Origin of the sequence: Pseudomonas sp. P135 (assembly GCF_020312125.1) — a bacterium.
Taxonomy (GTDB): domain Bacteria; phylum Pseudomonadota; class Gammaproteobacteria; order Pseudomonadales; family Pseudomonadaceae; genus Aquipseudomonas; species Aquipseudomonas fragariae.
This window is the reverse complement of sequence record NZ_JAGPYR010000028.1, coordinates 1-18,393: the sequence shown is the minus strand read 5'-3', so window position 1 is coordinate 18,393 and position 18,393 is coordinate 1. Positions and strand designations below refer to the sequence as shown.

Here is an 18,393-nt window from a genome sequence, read left to right as displayed (position 1 = left end):
GGTTACCTTACAACGCCCTCATCGATCAACAGCTTCAGAATCGCGGCTGCGCCCTCTTCAGGGTGCAGCCCCTTGAGCACCTGCCCCCCGCCACCACTGGCCTTGGCGGTGGCGGCTTTCATGCGATCAGCGCCGCTCTTGGCCTTGATCACTTTCAGGCGTTTGGGCCGCGGTCTGGCGGGCTGCAGCGATTGGTCGGTCAATAACTCATCGGTAACTGCCTGAACGATTTCGGTGTCCAGCGTGCCACGCTGCGCGGGCCCGAACGCGCTTTGTCGAGGTTTGGGAGCCGCGTTATCCACAGTGGCCAGAAACGGCAGGCGAACCTTCAGCCGGCGACGCTGGCCGCGAGGCAGAGCCTGCAGGACCAGCGCGGTGCCGTTGTTCAGCGCCTCGACTTCAGCCAGACCGGTCACCAGCGGCCAGCCCAGCCTTTCAGCCAACAGAAAGGGCAGCATGCCCGACCCTTCACCGGTTTCAGCCTGACTGCCGGCCAATACCACCTGTGCGGCAGAATCCCGGAGGTAATCCGTCAACGCAATCAGCGCATCGGCGCCCTCGGGTTGCTCCAGCACATGCAGTTCGCTGAGGCCCATGCCCAGGTAGGCGCGCAGCGCCGGTTCTTCGGCATTGCCGGCATGCAGCACCTGCAAGTTATCCCCAGCCAGTTGCAAGCCAAGCTCGACGGCTCGGGCATCCTGCTCGGCGCGGCGCGCACGACCGGATGTCGGGTGTGCCCCGATGGACACCAGACTGATGATCTGTACCGCATGCTTATCCACAGACACTTCAGGCTGCATCGCGCTTACCTCCGCTACGCCAGGCTTGCACTGCGGCGATCAGCGCCGTGAGCACTTCGGCACTCTCGCCGATGACCGATAGATCAGCGCGCTTGACCATGTCGCAGCCGGCATCCAGATTGATCGCAATGACCTTGTCACAGGCGCCGATGCCCTGCAGATGCTGGATGGCCCCGGAAATACCGACGGCCACATAGACCCTTGCGGTCACCCAGGTGCCACTCGCGCCTACTTGACGCTCGCGGCCCATGAAACCATCGTCCACTGCCACCCGCGACGCCCCTTCGGTAGCCCCGAGTGCCGCAGCGGCTTGATGAAACAGGTCCCAGTCCCTGACGCCATTGCCGCCAGACAGAATGAATTCGGCTTCAGCCATGGGGATAACGCCGGGATCGACGGCTACCGCCCCCAGGTCTTCGATACGCGGCAGGCTGCGCGCCACGCCTGTGGACAACTCGACCGGCAATGCCTCGTGGCGGGTTTCGCTGACCGGTTCGGCGCACTCCACAGCGGCCAGAATCAGGCGCGCCAGAGGCCGAACCAGGTCTTCGCGGCCTGCACCTGCGCGGCTTATGCACAGCTGGTCCTTGACCTGCCAGACCCGCGTTGCGGGTCGCTCGCCGATGCTGGCGGCAAAACGTCTTCCCAGCTCGCCACCGCCGCTGCGGCTGTCCGGCAGCAGCCAGTGGCGCGGGTTGAACTGGTTATCCACAGCCCGCAGCCCTTGCACACGCTGTTCAGGTGAATAACCGTCGAACTCGGCACCGTCGATAATCAACAGCCGATCCGCGCCAGCGGTGTCGAAGGCAGTTTCCTTGTGCTCGCCGAACACCACCGCCAGCACGGCGCCCTCGGCCCCCGCCAGCTGACGCGCCAGGCCCAGCAAATCACGGTCATGGCTGCTCAGGCGGCCGCCGACCATATCGGGCACCACGGTGATATAGAACGCTGGCTCGACGAGGGTATGCAGCGGCAACTGCACTTCGGCAGCAACCGAACGCTTGACCGCGCCGCCCTGCTGCGCGCCGCTGCGGTCAATACGCTTGATGCCGTTGGGGCCGATAAACCCCTGACCATGCAGGTTTTTGCGCATCAGGCCATTCGGCCCCATCCAGCTGTTCTGTACGGGCTGCATGGCCGCGTGCAACGGATGCAGTCGATTGCGGGCGATCCACTCGGCGCGTGGATCACGGCGGATAAGGTCGCTCATCAGTGCACCTCCGCAGGTTCACATTTGGACGGTGCTGGCGTGCTGGGGATAACTTCCTCAATCAACGCATCGGCCACCAGCTCAGCGATGTCCTTGATCAGCGGTCGCGGTTCGACAACGCCTTCGAGCATGGCTGTGCACTGTGGACAACCCACGGCCACCAGTTCGGCAGCCGTTTCACGAATGTCGTCCATGCGCATGTCGGGAATCCGCTGTCTGCCGGGAATATCCGTGATCGGCGCGCCACCGCCGCCACCGCAGCAGCGGGAACGGAAGCCCGAGCGCTGCATTTCCCTGATCTCGATCCCCAGTGCCCGCAGCACTTCACGCGGCGCCTCGTATTCGCCGTTGTAACGGCCCAGATAACACGGGTCGTGATAGGTCACGCTGGCGCCTTTGTGCTGACTCAGATTCAGGGCGCCGCTGCGCACCAGCTCGGCCATGAAGGTGCTGTGATGCTGCACCTGATAGTCACCGCCAAAAGCGCCATATTCGTTTTTCAGTACATGAAAGCTGTGCGGGTCGCAGGTCACGATGCGTTGGACACTGTACCGGGACAGGGTCTGAATGTTGCGCCGGGCGAGCGTCTGGAAGGTCGCTTCATCACCCAAACGTCGCGCCACGTCGCCGCTGTCGCGTTCTTCGAGGCCCAGCACGGCAAAATCCACACCGGCCGCCTTGAGGACTTTGACGAACGCGCGCAGGGTACGCTGGTTACGCATATCGAACGCGCCGTCACCGACCCAGAACAGCACATCCACGGTTTTTTTCTCGCTGAGCAGCGTCAGGTTCAGATCGGCCGCCCAGTTCATTCGCCCGCCCGGCGCAAACCCGCCGGGGTTGTCGGTAGCAATCAGGTTGTCCAGCACTTCAGCGCCCTTGTTCGGCGTAGCGCCCTTTTCGAGAGTCAGGTGGCGGCGCATGTCGACGATGGCGTCGACGTGCTCGATCATCATCGGACACTCTTCGACGCAGGCCCGGCATGTGGTGCAGGACCACAGCGTTTCGGCGTCCACCAGCCCGTTGACGATGGGCTGATGCGGATTGCCGCCATGCTCGCCCAGCGGTTTGCCTTTACCGTCCAGCGATGGATACGGACTGCCCGCAAATTTTGCGTCGGTGCCACCGGCAAGGCCGACCACCATGTCCTGAATCAGCTTTTTGGGGTTGAGCGGCTGGCCCGCCGCAAACGCCGGGCAGGCCGCTTCGCACTTGCCGCACTGCACGCAGGCGTCGAAGCCCAGCAGTTGATTCCAGGTGAAGTCCTGAGGCTTTTCCACACCCAACGGCGCGCTGCGATCGGCCAGGTCCAGCGGTTTCAAGCCCGTGGAACGTCCGCCACCAAAACGCTCGGCCCGGCGATGCCAGGCCAGGTGCAGCGCCCCGGCGAAGGCATGCTTCATCGGCCCGCCCCAGGTCATGCCGAAAAACAGTTCGCTCACGCCCCACAGCACGCCCAGCCCAAGGACGGCCACCAGCACCCAGCCACCGAAGTGCTCGGGAAGAATGCCGGCCACCGGCAGCGTGACCAGAAAGAAGCTCGCGGAAAACGCCATGAGGCTTTTCGGCAGGCGCATCCATGGGCCTTTCGACAGACGCGCAGGAGGGTTCAGACGACGACGATAGACAAACACCGCGCCGACAAACATCACCGCCGTCATCAGCAGCAGCGCATAGCCAAGCACGCGATTATGCAGACCGAAACCGTGCACCAGAATCGCCAGCACAATCGAGGCCACCGCACCGCCCGCTGTGGCCACGTGGGTATTGGCGATGTATTTGTCGCGTGCGACCACATGATGCAGATCGACCATATAACGCTTGGGCATAGCCAGCAGGCCACCCAGCCAATCGACTTTCGAGGACCGACCGTTGCGCCACAGGGTTACCCGCCGCCAGGCGCCCAGCGCCGCAAGGGCCAGGGCGCTGAACAGCAGGATGGGAAGAAGAGTGTCTAGCATCATGTCGCTCTCAAGGCAAAAGCCTCAAGCTGCAAGCTGCAAGCTTCAAGAAAAAGCACGGAACAGAAGCGCTTACTTGCCGCTTGAAGCTAACAACTTGCAGCTGCTCTCAGAAATCCTTACACAGCCGCAAGCCGTCATAGATCGCCGCGTGGGTATTACGCTGCGCCACGCAATCGCCTATACGAAACAGCAGGTAACCGTCACCCGGCTGGCTCAACGATGGCTGTGGCTGAATGGCGAACAGCGCGTCGATGTCGATCTGGCCTTTGTTGCGCGAGCCTTCCTTGAGCGCGTAGTAGATCGCTTCGTCCGGACGCACACCGTTTTCCACCACCACCTGATCGACCACCCGCTCTTCCTTGGCGCCGGTGTATTCGTTTTCCAGCACCGCTACCAGCTTGTCGCCCTCGCGATAGACCTTTTCCAGCATCATGTCGCCGGTCATGATCACTTCCTTGGGGTACATGCTGCGGTAGTAGGTCGGGAACGAGGTTCCGCCAATCGCTACGCCCGGTTTGATGTCATCGGTGACGATTTCGACCTGGCAGCCCTTGTCGGCCAGAAAGTCGGCCACCGACATGCCGGTGAACTCGCAGATGGTGTCGTAGACCAGCACGTTCTTGCCTGGCGCCACCTTGCCGTCCAGCACGTCCCAACTGCTGACCACCAGGCCTTCCGCCGCCCCCCAGTGTTCGTTCTGCTCCAGAAACGGATGACCGCCGACCGCCAGCACCACGATGTCCGGGCGCAGGTCGAGAATGGTTGCCGCATCCGCTGCGGTCCCCAGACGCAGGTCGACTTTCAGGCGCGCCAGCTCCAGCTGGAACCAGCGGGTGATGCCGGCGATCTGGTCGCGCTGCGGTGCCTTCGATGCCGTGGTGATCTGCCCGCCGATGAAGTCCTTCTTCTCGAACAGGGTCACGTCATGGCCGCGTTCGGCGGAGACCCGCGCCGCTTCCATCCCGGCAGGACCGGCACCGACCACCACGACCTTGCGCTTCGGCCCGGCGGATTTCTCGATAATGTGCGGCACGCCCATGTATTCGCGGGAGGTCGCGGCGTTCTGGATGCACAGCACGTCCAGGCCCTGATACTGACGATCGATGCAGTAGTTGGCACCGACGCACTGTTTGATCTGATCGATCTGGCCCATCTTGATCTTGGCGATCAGGTGCGGGTCGGCGATGTGCGCGCGGGTCATGCCGACCATGTCGACATAGCCGCCTTCCAGAATTCGCGTTGCCTGGTTCGGGTCCTTGATGTTCTGCGCGTGCAGCACCGGGGCCTTGACCACTTCCTTGATGCCGGCCGCCAGGTGCAGGAACGGCTCCGGTGGATAACTCATGTTCGGAATGACGTTGGCCAGGGTGTTGTGGGTGTCACAGCCCGAGCCCACCACGCCGATGAAATCGATCATGCCGGTGTCGTCGTAATACCTGGCGATCTGTTTCATGTCCTCGTGGCTGAGGCCGTCGGGGTGAAACTCGTCGCCACAGATGCGCAGGCCGACGCAGAAATCAGGGCCGACTTCCTTGCGCACCGCCTTGATCACTTCGAGGCCGAAGCGCATGCGGTTCTCGAAACTGCCGCCCCACTCATCGGTACGCTTGTTGACCCGCGGGCTCCAGAACTGGTCGATCATGTGCTGATGCACCGCCGACAACTCGACGCCATCCAGACCACCGGCCTTGGCACGCGCCGCAGCGCTGGCGTAGTTGCCGATCACCCGCCAGATTTCTTCCGGTTCGATGGTTTTACAGGTTGCCCGGTGTACCGGCTCACGAATGCCCGACGGCGACAGCAGGGTCGGCCAGTGATCGCCATCCCAACGCGAGCGACGGCCCATGTGGGTAATCTGGATCATGATCTTGGCGCCGTGCTTGTGCATGGCGTCGGCGAGGTTCTGGAAGTGCGGGATGATTCTGTCGGTCGCCAGGTTGACCGATTTCCACCAGCCTTGCGGGCTGTCGATGGCCACGCTTGAAGAGCCGCCACAAATGGCCAGACCGATACCGCCCTTGGCTTTCTCCTCGTAGTACTTCACGTAACGATCCGTGGTCATGCCACCGTCGGTGGCGTAGACCTCAGCGTGCGCGGTGCTCAGCACGCGATTGCGGATGGTGAGTTTGCCGATCTGGATCGGCTGGAACATCGCTTCGAAAGCCATAACCCGATCCTCGATTTACAGCGGCTTGACGACGAACAGACCGTCGTCATGACCTTCTTCGGAACCACCGTAAACCTGCTCGGCAACCGTGCGCACAGGGCTGCCGCTGGCAGCGAGGATCTGGTCCATGGCCCCGGCGAACCAGCCGGTGAACATGTAATCGACCTTGCGCCCGACCTTGCCGTAGACGTACACGAAACAGGAGTGCTCCAGCTTCACACTGGCAGTGCCTTTCTCGACGTCGATGTCCTGGATCTTGAACAGGCCCCAGCCACGCTGCGACAGGCGCTTCATGTAATGCTCGAACACCGCAACGCCTTGCAGACCATGACATTCGGCTTCCTTTTCGCACCAGTGCCAGGCGGATTTGTAACCCGCCTTGTAGAGGATGTCGGCGTAGGCATCGGCGCCCAGCACTTCTTCGATGCCCATATGGTTGTTGACGAAAAAGTGCCGGGGCACGTACAGCATCGGCAACGCATCGGAGGTCCAGACGCCGGTTTCGCTGTCGACTTCGATGGGCAGTTGCGGGGCGATTTTAGCCATGGCGGTCAAACTCCAGATGATTCGGGCTACACCCACCGCTCGAAGGGCCGTGGGGGTTCAATTCGATAAGGTATGGCGGGCGGTTTACTCGCCCCAGACGTCGGCCAGAACGTTGACCCAGTTCTCGCCCATGATCTTGCGCACCACGCGTTCGGAGTGACCGCGCTTGAGCAACGTTTCAGTCAGATTGGGAAACTCCCCGACGGTGCGGATGCCCAGCGGGTTGATGATCTTGCCGAAGTTGGTCAGGCGGCGGGCGTAGCCCTTGTCGTGGGTCAGGTACTCGAAAAATTCCTGGCCGTGACCCTGGGTGAAGTCAGTACCAATGCCGATGGCGTCTTCGCCGACGATGTTCATCACATATTCGATGGCTTCGGCGTAATCGTCGATGGTCGACTCGATGCCCTTGGCCAGGAACGGCGCGAACATGGTCACACCGACAAACCCGCCATGGTCGGCGATGAACTTCAGTTCGGCGTCAGACTTGTTGCGCGGGTGTTCCTTGAGGCCGGACGGCAGGCAGTGGGAATAGCAGACCGGTTTTTTCGATTCGAGAATGACTTCTTCCGAGGTTTTCGAGCCGACATGGGACAGGTCGCACATCACCCCGACACGGTTCATTTCAGCGACGATCTCACGACCGAAACCCGACAGCCCGCCGTCGCGCTCGTAGCAGCCCGTGCCCACCAGATTCTGGGTGTTGTAGCACAGCTGCACGATGCCGACGCCGAGCTTCTTGAAGATCTCGACGTAGCCGATCTGGTCTTCATAGGCATGCGCGTTCTGGAAGCCGAACAGGATGCCGGTCTTGCCCAGTTCCTTGGCCTTGCGGATATCGGCAGTGGTGTGCACCGGCATGACCAGGTCGCTGTTCTCGCGCATCAGTTTCTGGCTGGTGCAGATGCTGTTGATGGTCGCCTGAAAGCCTTCCCACACCGACACGGTGCAGTTGGCCATGGTCAGGCCGCCCTTGCGCATGTCTTCAAACAGCTCGCGGTTCCACTTGGCGATGATCAGCCCGTCAATAACGATGCTGTCGGCGTGTAATTCGGCTGGGCTCATCAGGCTGTCCCCTTTTTTGATTCCGGTGCGCCGAATCGGCTGTCGGCGCTAATGGGGTCAGCATATGCCGGAGGGTCAGGGGAACCGGGTGCAAAAACGACAGGGGGTTTGCCGAAAGCGTCAAGATGCGACAAAGGGGTACGGCGCGTGGTCGTGCGATGTCGTAAACCTGTTCAATGTCTCGCGCTTGAGACAGAATCGAGCCTATCAATGGATCGGAGCGACTCGATGAAAACGTTTTTGCTGACCCTGGCCCTTATGACGACGGCTGTGACAGGCGTACATGCTGCTCAGAATCCGGACGCGTCGCCCTGCGACGGTGTCGAGGACGACAAGCAGACACTGGAATGCTCGGCCTACAGCCGTACCACTGCCGAACAGTTGCTCAAGGAGAACTTCGACAACCTGCTCAAGCGGGTTCAGTCCCAGTTCGTTGCCAACAAGACGCAGTTCAACGACTTTACCAGCAAACTCAAAACCGCCCAGCAAGCCTGGGAGAAGCTGCGTGACGCCGACTGCGCGGTGGAAGTCTTTCCTTCTGCAGCAGGCAGCAAGGCCTTCACCATCAGCGAAAACGACTGCATTGCACGCATGAGTGACGAGCGCTCCGAGTATCTGGAGTCGATAGCGCAGGAATAACGTCTACGATGAGATAACCTGCCTCTTTATATGAACGAGCTCATCAGGTTTTCTCATGATTATTTGCGGTGTAGAAATCAAAGGCAGCGAAGCCATCTTCGCCCTCGCCACACGGCAGAGCAGCGGCCTTGCCCACCTGCCGCTGGCCACGAAAAAGATTGCGCTGGAGGACGATGAAGAGCCTGCCAACGTCAAGGCTTTCGCCACGCAAATCGCAGGCTTCGTGCGTGAAAACGGCGTCAGCCACATCGCCATCAAGAAGCGCAGCAAGAAAGGCGAATTCGCTGGCGGCCCGACCACCTTCAAGATCGAAACCATCTTTCAACTGATGTCCGATTGCGACGTGGTGCTGATCTCGCCGCAAACCATCAACGCACAGAACAAGAAACACACCTTCGCCCTGCCTGACACCCTGAACAAGTACCAGCACGAAGCGTACAAGGCGGCCTGTGCAGGGTTGATGAAGAGCGTTTAAGCGCTTCAAGAGCGTCCGGAACCGCATGCCCACGCGGAGTACCCATCGTTACGCACAAGTCCGCTTTTGATTCTGGCCGAAGGCCGTGGGAGCGAACTTGTTCGCGAAGACGGTCGTTCAGAAAATGCATTTTTGGAGAATGTACCGGCCCTTTCGCGAACAAGTTCGCTCCTACGCCCGCCGGGCAGAAGCGAGATGTTCAGGCTCTTCAGTACTTGTGTCTAACCATGAGCGCGGAGCATTCATTCACCCGGCAGGTGCTTTTGACCGGACATAAAAAAACCCGCATTTCTGCGGGTTTCTTCAATGCTCAGTCAACTCAGTTGACCTTGGCATCCAGTTCGCCACGCGCGTAGCGTTCGAACATGGCGTCCAGGGAGATCGGCTTGATCTTCGAGGCGTTGCCAGCGGTGCCGAATGCTTCGTAACGAGCGATACATACATCACGCATCGCCGAAACGGTCTTGGCCAGGTACTTGCGCGGGTCGAACTCGCTCGGGTTTTTGGCCATGAATTCGCGGATGGCACCGGTCGACGCCAGACGCAGGTCGGTGTCGATGTTGACCTTGCGCACGCCGTGCTTGATGCCTTCAACGATTTCTTCGACCGGCACACCGTAGGTTTCTTTGATGTCGCCGCCGAACTCGTTGATGATCTTCAGCCATTCCTGTGGAACGGACGAAGAACCGTGCATCACCAGGTGAGTGTTGGGGATGCGCTTGTGGATCTCTTTGATACGCTCGATCGCCAGGATGTCGCCGGTAGGCGGCTTGGTGAACTTGTAAGCGCCGTGGCTGGTGCCGATGGCGATGGCCAGAGCATCGACCTGAGTGCGCTTGACGAAGTCAGCGGCCTCTTCCGGGTCGGTCAGCATCTGGCTGTGATCCAGAACGCCTTCCGCACCAACGCCGTCTTCTTCACCGGCCATGCCGGTTTCCAGCGAACCCAGCACGCCCAGCTCGCCTTCCACGGAAACGCCGCAGGCGTGAGCGAAGGACACCACGCGACGGGTAACGTCGACGTTGTAGTCGTAATCGGCCGGGGACTTGCCGTCTTCACGCAGCGAGCCGTCCATCATGACCGAGCTGAAACCCAGCTGGATCGAGCGCTGGCAGATGTCAGGGCTGGTGCCGTGGTCCTGATGCATGACCACCGGGATGTGCGGGAATTCTTCGATCGCGGCGAGGATCAGGTGACGCAGAAACGGCGCACCGGCGTATTTGCGGGCACCGGCAGAAGCCTGGACGATCACCGGGGAGTCGGTCTTGTCGGCCGCTTCCATAATGGCGCGCATCTGTTCCAGGTTGTTTACGTTGAAGGCTGGAACGCCGTAGCCGAATTCGGCTGCGTGGTCCAACATCTGGCGCATGCTGATAAGTGCCATTGTCTGTTTCTCTCCCGGTAGGGTCGTTAGTCGAGCAAGCCTGCCGTAGTGGCGGCTGCCATTCAAGTTATAAGCTCAGCCGCGAGGCCGTGCGTGTGTGCCCGAGATCCGACTTATCTGGCCTTGCAGCCGCGACCGATCAGATCGTTGGTAGCGTCCCAGTAGATCAGGCCCTCGCTACCCTTGTTGACGAATGCCAACACATTGTTGCTGTACAGCGTTCCGCTGGCAGCGCCGGGTTCGGCCTTGAGCCTGAACACCTGATCGCTCTGATTCAGACGCACATCGACTTCCTTTTTGGCCGAGTCGATGTAGCGCCAGTTGACCTCAGCATTGCTGTCGCATACCCAGCGATTCCAGGGGTCATTCTGCTGCGGTGAACTCATGCTCGAACAACCGCCAAGCACTGCCAAAACCCCGAGGGCAATCACGCCTTTCATTACGTCTCCTGGCTGCCCTGCGAAACGCGGCGTGTGCCGGCCGTTTCAACTGTCAGGGGCAGTTCTGTTCCTGTTTTCGGTCATCGGCCGGCTCACCGGTCACATGCGCCTCGACCCGTTGACTGTTTTCGGTCGTCGGCACATTCACGTCGGCCGGGCTGAATATCTGACAGGTCTTGGCACGCGAGCCAGAACCGGTACAACCAGCCAGTACAATGCAGCTCATCAGAGCCAGGGCAGCGATCTTCATGGCGAAACTCCTTTCGCGGAAAAATATCCACCCTTTAAAGACCACTGAAGCCCGTCAATGTTGCCAACGGGTTTCAGACCTGGCTCACAGACAACCTACATTGCCGGTCCGCGGCATGAATTCGTAACGATCCCATACTTCCGGGCCGCCGCGCTTGTAGACCACCGGCACCGTTTCGGCCTGCCAGCCCGCCTGATAGCAGCTTAGCTGGAGCGGTTGCGTCGGGGAGTCGCTCTCCACCTCTTCAGCCGCAGGCTTGCCCGCGCAACCGGCCAGTAAACCTGCGATGAGAAACCACGGTAACGCCCTGACCATTGACCACTCCTTGTCCAAGGCTTTCACTCAAGCCTTGGCGCGTTGTTCGAGCACTTCCACCGCTGGCAGGACCTTGCCTTCCACGAACTCGAGGAACGCACCGCCACCGGTCGAAATGTAGGAAATCTGTTGTGCAACACCATACTTGTCGATGGCCGCCAGTGTGTCACCACCGCCCGCGATGGAGAACGCCTGGCTTTCAGCAATGGCCTTGGCCAGCGTTTTGGTGCCTTCACCGAACTGATCGAACTCAAATACGCCGACCGGACCGTTCCACAGGATAGTCCCGGAAGATTTCAGTAATTCGGCGAAATGTGCAGCAGTTTGCGGGCCAATATCGAGAATCATGTCGTCATCGGCGACATCGGCAATCAGCTTGACGGTAGCGGCAGCGCTCTCGGCGAACTCCTTGGCAACCACCACGTCAGTTGGCAGTGGCACGCTGACCTTGGCGGCGATGGCGCGGGCGGTGTCGAGCAGATCAGGTTCGTACAGCGATTTGCCGACCTTGTGACCGGCTGCAGCCAGGAAGGTGTTGGCAATGCCGCCGCCGACGATCAACTGATTGCAGATGCCGCTCAGGCTGTTGAGCACATCCAGCTTGGTGGAGACCTTGGAGCCGGCAACGATGGCGGTCATCGGCTGGGCCGGAGCGCCCAGGGCCTTGCCCAGTGCTTCGAGCTCGGCCGCCAGCAAAGGACCCGCCGCCGCCACCTTGGCGAATTTGGCCACGCCGTGAGTAGAACCCTCGGCACGGTGCGCGGTGCCGAAGGCATCCATCACGAACACGTCGCACAGCGCTGCGTATTGCTGCGCCAGCTCGTCGGCGTTCTTTTTCTCGCCCTTGTTGAAGCGAACGTTCTCGAACAGGACCACATCACCGGCCTTCACGTCGACGCCGTCCAGGTAATCGGCAACCAGCGGAACGTCACGACCCAGCGCCTTGCTCAGGTAGTCGGCAACCGGCTTGAGACTGTTCTCGGCAGAAAACTCACCTTCTGTCGGGCGGCCAAGGTGCGAGCAGACCATGACGGCCGCGCCCTTTTCCAGCGCCAGCCTGATGGTCGGCAGCGAAGCGAGGATACGTGCATCGCTGCTGACCACGCCGTCCTTTACCGGGACGTTGAGGTCTTCGCGAATCAGTACACGTTTACCTTGCAGATCGAGGTCGGTCATCTTCAAGACGGTCATGAGCATTCCTGTTTTTTTACTGTTATTGGTCAGCGACGCGCAGAAAGTGATCAGCGACGTCGAGCATTCGATTGGCAAAGCCCCACTCGTTGTCGAACCAGGCCAGCAGATTGACCAGCCGGGGTCCGGAAACGCGGGTCTGACTCGCATCGACAATGGCCGAATGCGGGTCATGGTTGAAATCGCAACTGGCGTGCGGCAATTCAGTGTAGGCCAGCAGTCCCTTGAGCGGACCGCTGGTGGCGGCCTCACGCAGGATACGGTTGATCTCCACGGCATCGGTGTCTCGCGACATCTGCAACGTAATGTCCAGACAGGACACATTCACGGTCGGCACGCGAACAGCTTTGGCCTGAATTCGGCCGGCAAGTTCCGGAAGCAGCCGTTCGATTCCTCGCGCCAGACCGGTGGACACCGGGATGATCGACTGGAAGGCCGAGCGGGTACGGCGCAGATCCTCGTGATGATAAGCGTCGATCACCGGTTGATCGTTCATCGCCGAGTGGATGGTGGTAATGGTCATGTATTCCAGGCCGATGGCCTGATCCAGCAAGCGCAGCAGCGGCACACTGCAGTTGGTGGTGCACGACGCGGCGGAGACCAGCAGCTCGCGGCCGGTCAGCTTGTGCTGGTTGATGCCGAACACCACGGTGGCATCGACATCTCGTTCACTGGCCATCGGCTGGGAAAACAGCACCCGCGGCGCGCCGGCATCCAGAAAGCGCTGGCCATCTTCGCGAGTGTTGTAGACACCGGAACACTCAAGCACCAGATCGACTTCCAGAGCGGCCCAGTCGATGCCTTCCGGCGTCGCACTGCGCAACACCTTGATCCGGTGATCATTGATGTGCAGGTATTGCCCTTCGACCCGCACTTCGCCGGGGAACCGGCCATGTGTGGAATCAAAGCGCGTGAGGTATTCGAGACTGGCCATGTCGGCCAGATCATTGATGGCAACCACTTCAAACCCGGCCTTGGCCCCTCGCTCGCACAGCGCGCGAACGACGCAACGACCAATACGGCCGTAACCGTTCAGAGCAACTTTGTAAGGGCGGGGCTGGGGCATGAAGTTTTCGCCAGGGAATAACAATCATGTGGGAGCGAAGCGTCGCCCGGTCCGCTCCCACAACATCAACATCACATAGCTGATCAGTCTTCCAGCAGCTCTTCAGCAGTGCTCAGGACGTTTTCCAGCGTGAAGCCGAACTCTTCGAACAGCGCTGGCGCAGGGGCCGACTCGCCGAAGGTAGTCATGCCGATCACGCGCCCTTCCAGGCCAACGTATTTGTACCAGTAGTCGGCGTGAGCCGCTTCGATGGCAATACGCGCGCTGACCTGCAACGGCAGCACCGCCTGCTTGTAAGCAGCATCCTGAGCTTCGAAAATGCTGGTGCATGGCATGGACACCACGCGCACGTTGCGACCCTGCTCGGTCAGCTTGTCGTACGCCTGCACAGCCAGACCGACTTCCGAACCGGTTGCGATCAGGATCAGTTCAGGCTCGGCAGCACAGTCACGCAGCACGTAGCCGCCACGCGCGATGTAGGACAGTTGCTTCTCGTCACGCGCCTGATGGGTCAGATTCTGACGGGAGAAGATCAGTGCCGACGGGCCATCGTCACGCTCGATCGCGTGTTTCCAGGCTACGGCCGATTCCACCGCATCCGCAGGACGCCAGGTGTCCAGGTTCGGCGTGGTACGCAGACTGGTCAATTGCTCGATCGGCTGGTGAGTCGGACCGTCTTCGCCCAGACCGATGGAGTCGTGGGTGAATACGTAGATCACGCGCTTCTTCATCAACGAGGCCATACGCACCGCGTTGCGCGCGTATTCCATGAAGATCAGGAAGGTGGCGCCGTAAGGCACGAAGCCGCCGTGCAAGGCGATGCCGTTCATCATGGCGCCCATGCCGAACTCGCGAACACCGTAATGCAGGTAGTTGCCGTTAGGGTCTTCGCCGGTGATGCTCTTGCAGCCTTTCCAGATGGTCAGGTTGGACCCGGCAAGGTCAGCCGAACCACCCAGAATTTCAGGCAGCAACGGGCCGAGTGCACCCAGCGCGTTCTGGCTGGCCTTGCGGCTGGCGATGGTTTCGCCCTTTGCGTTGACTTCGGCGACATAAGCCGCTGATTTTTCGGCGAAATCAGCAGGCAATTGCCCGCTCATGCGACGAATGAAGTCATTGGCCAGTTCCGGGAACGCGGCGGAATAGTCAGCAAAGCGCTGGTCCCACTCGGCTTCGGCAGCCAGGCCTTTTTCCTTCCCGTTCCACTCGGCATAGATATCAGCCGGGATTTCGAAAGGACCGTAGTTCCACTTCAGTGCAGCACGGGTCAGGGCGATTTCGTCAGCACCCAGCGGCGCACCGTGGGACTCTTCCTTGCCCTGTTTGTTCGGCGAACCGAAACCGATGGTGGTCTTGCAGCAGATCAGCGTCGGCTGATCGCTCTTGCGAGCGGTCTCGATGGCCGTCTTGATTTCTTCAGGATCATGACCGTCGACATTGCGGATCACCAGCCAGCCGTAGGACTCGAAACGCTTCGGCGTGTCGTCGGTAAACCAGCCTTCCACTTCGCCATCGATGGAGATGCCGTTGTCGTCGTAGAACGCGATCAGCTTGTTCAGCTGCAACGTACCGGCCAGCGAGGCCGCTTCGTGGGAAATACCTTCCATCATGCAGCCATCACCCATGAACACGTAGGTATGGTGATCGACGATGGAGTGGCCTGGGCGGTTGAACTGCGCGGCGAGCGTCTTCTCGGCAGCAGCGAAACCGACAGCGTTGGCAAAGCCCTGACCCAGCGGACCGGTGGTGGTCTCGATGCCAGGCGTGTAACCGTATTCCGGGTGACCCGGTGTACGGCTGTGCAATTGACGGAAGTTTTTCAGGTCGTCGATGGACAGGTCGTAGCCGGTCAGGTGCAGCAGCGAATAGACCAGCATCGAGCCGTGGCCGTTGGACATGATGAAACGGTCACGGTCGGCAAACGAAGGGTTTGCCGGGTTGTGCTTCAGATAATCGCGCCAAAGAACCTCGGCGATATCCGCCATGCCCATGGGGGCACCCGGATGGCCGCTGTTGGCTTTTTGCACGGCATCCATGCTGAGGGCACGAATAGCGTTGGCACGCTCACGACGGCTTGGCATCGCTGATCTCCTGGGAATTAAGAAATAGGATTGAGAAAAAGAAGGCCATTTTCCCTCACGGACAGGCCGGGGGCAATCACAGATAGACGACCATAGGCTTTTTTCCGGGGTTGCGGACATTATTTGCCACGCAAAGACTGGATCACCCGCCTGCACGACAAGTTCACAACGCCTGACCGACGCCATCCATCCCGCAATATCAAAACTTTTTGATATTGGCCTTGCGACACTCCGGATCGCTCTCTAGACTGCGCAGCTATGAACCTGCGTGTACCTGCCATTCGCCACGATGCATGCGACGACCTCTCTGCATTGTGCAAGGCCGGCGGAGATCCCTTGCGGCTGAACGTGCTGCGTGTGCTGACCAATGACTCGTTCGGCGTGCTGGAACTGGCGCAGATTTTCGCCATCGGCCAGTCCGGCATGAGCCACCACCTCAAGGTGCTGGCGCAGGCTGATCTGGTCGCGACACGGCGTGAAGGCAACGCGATTTTCTACCGCCGCGCCCTGCCCCACACCGAATTACCGGGCGGCAGGCTGCATGCGGCGCTGCTCGATGAAGTGGATACGCTGGACTTGCCGGACGACGTACAAAGCCGTATCGGCCTGGTGCATCGGCAACGGGCATTGGCCAGTCAGGATTTTTTCGCCCGCACCGCAGAAAAGTTTCGCGCCCAGCAGGACCTGATCGCCGGTTTGGCGCAGTACAGCGAAAGCCTGCTGACCTTGCTCGACAAACTGAGCTTCGGCGCGCAAGCGACCGCTCTGGAAGTAGGCCCCGGCGACGGCGGCTTCCTTCCAGAGCTGGCGCGACGCTTCGGTCAGGTGATCGCGATGGACAACAGCCCGGTCATGCTGGACCTGGCACGCGGCGTCTGCGAGCGCAAGGCACTGGCTAACGTTGAGCTCAGACTGGCCGATGCACTGACCGACGCTAAAGTCAGTGCCGATTGCGTCGTCCTCAACATGGTGCTGCATCATTTCGCGGTACCGGCCGAAGCCTTGAGGCAACTGGCCGAACATGTAAAACCCGGCGGTAGCCTGCTGGTAACAGAATTGTGTAGTCATGACCAGAGTTGGGCCAGGGAGGCCTGTGGCGATCTCTGGTTAGGTTTCGAGCAGGAAGACCTGGCCCGTTGGGCCATCGCTGCGGGGCTAGTTCCCGGGGAAAGCCTCTATGTAGGCTTACGTAATGGTTTCCAGATCCAGGTTCGCCATTTTCAGCGACCGGCTGGCGACACTCACCATCGGTAAAATGAAGGAAACCCGTAGAGATGAGCGAATACTCACTTTTCACCTCCGAGTCCGTGTCCGAAGGGCATCCGGACAAGATCGCCGACCAGATTTCCGACGCGGTTCTGGACGCCATCATCGCTGAAGACAAATACGCCCGTGTAGCGTGCGAAACACTGGTCAAGACCGGTGTGGCGATCATCGCTGGCGAAGTGTCGACTTCGGCCTGGGTCGATCTGGAAGACATCGTGCGTAACGTCATCCTCGACATCGGCTACAACAGCTCCGACGTCGGTTTCGACGGCGCGACCTGCGGCGTGATGAACATCATCGGCAAGCAGTCGGTAGACATCGCCCAGGGCGTTGACCGCAGCAAGCCAGAAGATCAGGGCGCTGGCGACCAGGGCCTGATGTTCGGCTATGCCAGCAACGAGACTGACGTGCTGATGCCAGCGCCGATCACCTTCTCCCATCAGTTGGTGCAGCGTCAGGCCGAAGCGCGTAAATCCGGCCTGCTGCCGTGGCTGCGCCCGGATGCCAAATCCCAGGTCACCTGCCGTTACGAAAACGGCAAGGTGGTCGGCGTCGACGCTATCGTACTGTCGACCCAGCACAACCCGGATGTGTCGTACAAGGACCTGCGCGAAGGCGTGATGGAGCTGATCGTCAAGCACGTCATCCCTGCGCACCTGCTGCACAAGGACACCCAGTTCCACATCAACCCGACCGGCAACTTCATCATCGGTGGCCCGGTAGGCGACTGCGGTCTGACCGGCCGCAAGATCATCGTCGACACCTACGGCGGCATGGCCCGTCACGGCGGCGGTGCTTTCTCCGGCAAGGACCCATCGAAGGTTGACCGTTCGGCTGCCTACGCCGGTCGCTACGTCGCCAAGAACATCGTCGCTGCCGGCCTGGCCGAGCGTTGCGAGATTCAGGTGTCCTACGCCATCGGCGTCGCTCAACCGACTTCGATCTCGCTGAACACGTTCGGCACCGGCAAGCTGTCCGATGACAAGATCATCAAGCTGGTCCGCGACAATTTCGACCTGCGTCCTTACGCAATCACCACCATGCTCGACCTGCTGCACCCGATGTACCAGGCCACTGCAGCCTATGGTCACTTCGGTCGTATCCCGGTCGAAATGACCGTTGGCGATGACACCTTCACCGCCTTCACCTGGGAAAAAACCGACCGCGCCGACGCCCTGCGCGCAGCTGCCGGTCTGTAAAAACCCAGAAAAAAGCCCCGGACGACCTGGTCGTTTCGGGGCTTTTTTTCGTCTGGAGATATGGACGCTCCGAGTCCGATCAAGAAAATGCGGCGCGCCGCAGACTTGTGACGCAGAGCGTCACCCAAGGCATTCCCACGCTGGAGCGTGAGGAACGAGAGCCAGCCGGGAGAACACTATCGTGCTCATGCTCCGCACTCACCGTTATACGCAAATCTTGTGGGAGTGAGCATGCTCACGAAGGGGCAGGTGCAGGCGCGACTATCGTGCGGCGCTCTGCGTCGTATGCCTTTCTGGACGCTCCGCGTCCTCTTGACGACGCAGAGCGTCGAGAACTG

At 60.4% G+C, this 18,393-nt stretch carries 17 protein-coding genes; 4 read left to right on the top strand and 13 right to left on the bottom strand.

Going from position 1 to position 18,393, the window contains the following annotated elements:
* Positions 1-2: 2 nt before the first annotated feature.
* From KBY08_RS25065 to KBY08_RS25040, 6 genes are all read right to left on the bottom strand, one after another.
* The gene (locus tag KBY08_RS25065) at positions 3-800 is read right to left on the bottom strand and encodes an electron transfer flavoprotein subunit beta (RefSeq protein WP_096135708.1); all 798 of its coding nucleotides are present in this window, start codon (positions 798-800) and stop codon (positions 3-5) included.
* Positions 790-2,010: an electron transfer flavoprotein subunit alpha/FixB family protein gene (locus KBY08_RS25060; RefSeq protein WP_111522647.1), complete on the bottom strand. Its 1,221-nt coding sequence runs from the start codon at positions 2,008-2,010 to the stop codon at positions 790-792. Before KBY08_RS25060 ends, KBY08_RS25065 begins: the two co-directional genes overlap by 11 nt.
* Complete coding sequence (gene dgcB / locus KBY08_RS25055; protein ID WP_058822853.1) at positions 2,010-3,971, bottom strand: dimethylglycine demethylation protein DgcB; 1,962 nt, start codon at positions 3,969-3,971, stop codon at positions 2,010-2,012. The genes KBY08_RS25060 and dgcB overlap by 1 nt, the downstream gene beginning before the upstream one ends.
* A gap of 109 nt (positions 3,972-4,080) precedes the next feature.
* Entirely contained in the window at positions 4,081-6,141 is a 2,061-nt protein-coding gene (gene dgcA / locus KBY08_RS25050) for a dimethylglycine demethylation protein DgcA (protein WP_003405157.1), read from the bottom strand.
* A gap of 15 nt (positions 6,142-6,156) precedes the next feature.
* A complete protein-coding gene (locus KBY08_RS25045) occupies positions 6,157-6,687 on the bottom strand; it encodes a DUF5943 domain-containing protein (protein ID WP_003405158.1) in 531 nt (176 codons plus the stop codon).
* A gap of 84 nt (positions 6,688-6,771) precedes the next feature.
* Positions 6,772-7,749, bottom strand: coding sequence for a dipeptidase (locus KBY08_RS25040; protein ID WP_003405167.1), 978 nt, complete (start codon positions 7,747-7,749; stop codon positions 6,772-6,774).
* A 228-nt stretch (positions 7,750-7,977) separates the two neighbouring features.
* On the opposite strand from KBY08_RS25040, the gene KBY08_RS25035 reads away from it, so the two are divergent.
* Positions 7,978-8,388 carry a lysozyme inhibitor LprI family protein gene (locus tag KBY08_RS25035; RefSeq protein ID WP_003405168.1) on the top strand — a complete coding sequence of 137 codons (411 nt, stop codon included), beginning with the start codon at positions 7,978-7,980 and terminating at the stop codon, positions 8,386-8,388.
* Positions 8,389-8,443: 55 nt separating this feature from the next.
* Entirely contained in the window at positions 8,444-8,863 is a 420-nt protein-coding gene (locus KBY08_RS25030; protein WP_011269228.1) for a DUF3010 family protein, read from the top strand.
* Positions 8,864-9,182: 319 nt separating this feature from the next.
* Here KBY08_RS25030 and fba read toward each other — a convergent pair whose 3' ends face one another.
* The 7 genes from fba to tkt form a co-directional block, all read right to left on the bottom strand.
* The gene (gene fba / locus KBY08_RS25025) at positions 9,183-10,247 is read right to left on the bottom strand and encodes a class II fructose-bisphosphate aldolase (RefSeq protein ID WP_003316351.1); all 1,065 of its coding nucleotides are present in this window, start codon (positions 10,245-10,247) and stop codon (positions 9,183-9,185) included.
* Between the two features lie 113 nt (positions 10,248-10,360).
* Entirely contained in the window at positions 10,361-10,687 is a 327-nt protein-coding gene (locus KBY08_RS25020) for an MliC family protein (RefSeq protein WP_003320832.1), read from the bottom strand.
* A 52-nt stretch (positions 10,688-10,739) separates the two neighbouring features.
* On the bottom strand, positions 10,740-10,937 hold the full coding sequence (locus tag KBY08_RS25015) for a hypothetical protein (protein WP_003405172.1): 198 nt from the start codon (positions 10,935-10,937) through the stop codon (positions 10,740-10,742).
* An 84-nt stretch (positions 10,938-11,021) separates the two neighbouring features.
* Positions 11,022-11,252 (bottom strand): lipoprotein, encoded by a 231-nt coding sequence (locus tag KBY08_RS25010; RefSeq protein WP_003316354.1) that lies wholly within the window; start codon positions 11,250-11,252, stop codon positions 11,022-11,024.
* A gap of 27 nt (positions 11,253-11,279) precedes the next feature.
* Positions 11,280-12,443, bottom strand: a complete 1,164-nt coding sequence (locus tag KBY08_RS25005) for a phosphoglycerate kinase (RefSeq protein WP_003405174.1) — start codon at positions 12,441-12,443, stop codon at positions 11,280-11,282.
* Positions 12,444-12,465: 22 nt separating this feature from the next.
* Entirely contained in the window at positions 12,466-13,509 is a 1,044-nt protein-coding gene (gene epd / locus KBY08_RS25000) for an erythrose-4-phosphate dehydrogenase (RefSeq protein WP_011269230.1), read from the bottom strand.
* A gap of 83 nt (positions 13,510-13,592) precedes the next feature.
* A complete protein-coding gene (gene tkt, locus KBY08_RS24995) occupies positions 13,593-15,590 on the bottom strand; it encodes a transketolase (protein WP_003405179.1) in 1,998 nt (665 codons plus the stop codon).
* 258 nt (positions 15,591-15,848) lie between these two features.
* Between tkt and KBY08_RS24990 the strand changes: the two genes are divergently transcribed.
* Entirely contained in the window at positions 15,849-16,844 is a 996-nt protein-coding gene (locus tag KBY08_RS24990) for an ArsR/SmtB family transcription factor (protein ID WP_003316359.1), read from the top strand.
* A 20-nt stretch (positions 16,845-16,864) separates the two neighbouring features.
* Complete coding sequence (metK, locus tag KBY08_RS24985) at positions 16,865-18,055, top strand: methionine adenosyltransferase (RefSeq protein ID WP_003372639.1); 1,191 nt, start codon at positions 16,865-16,867, stop codon at positions 18,053-18,055.
* Positions 18,056-18,393 lie beyond the last annotated feature (338 nt).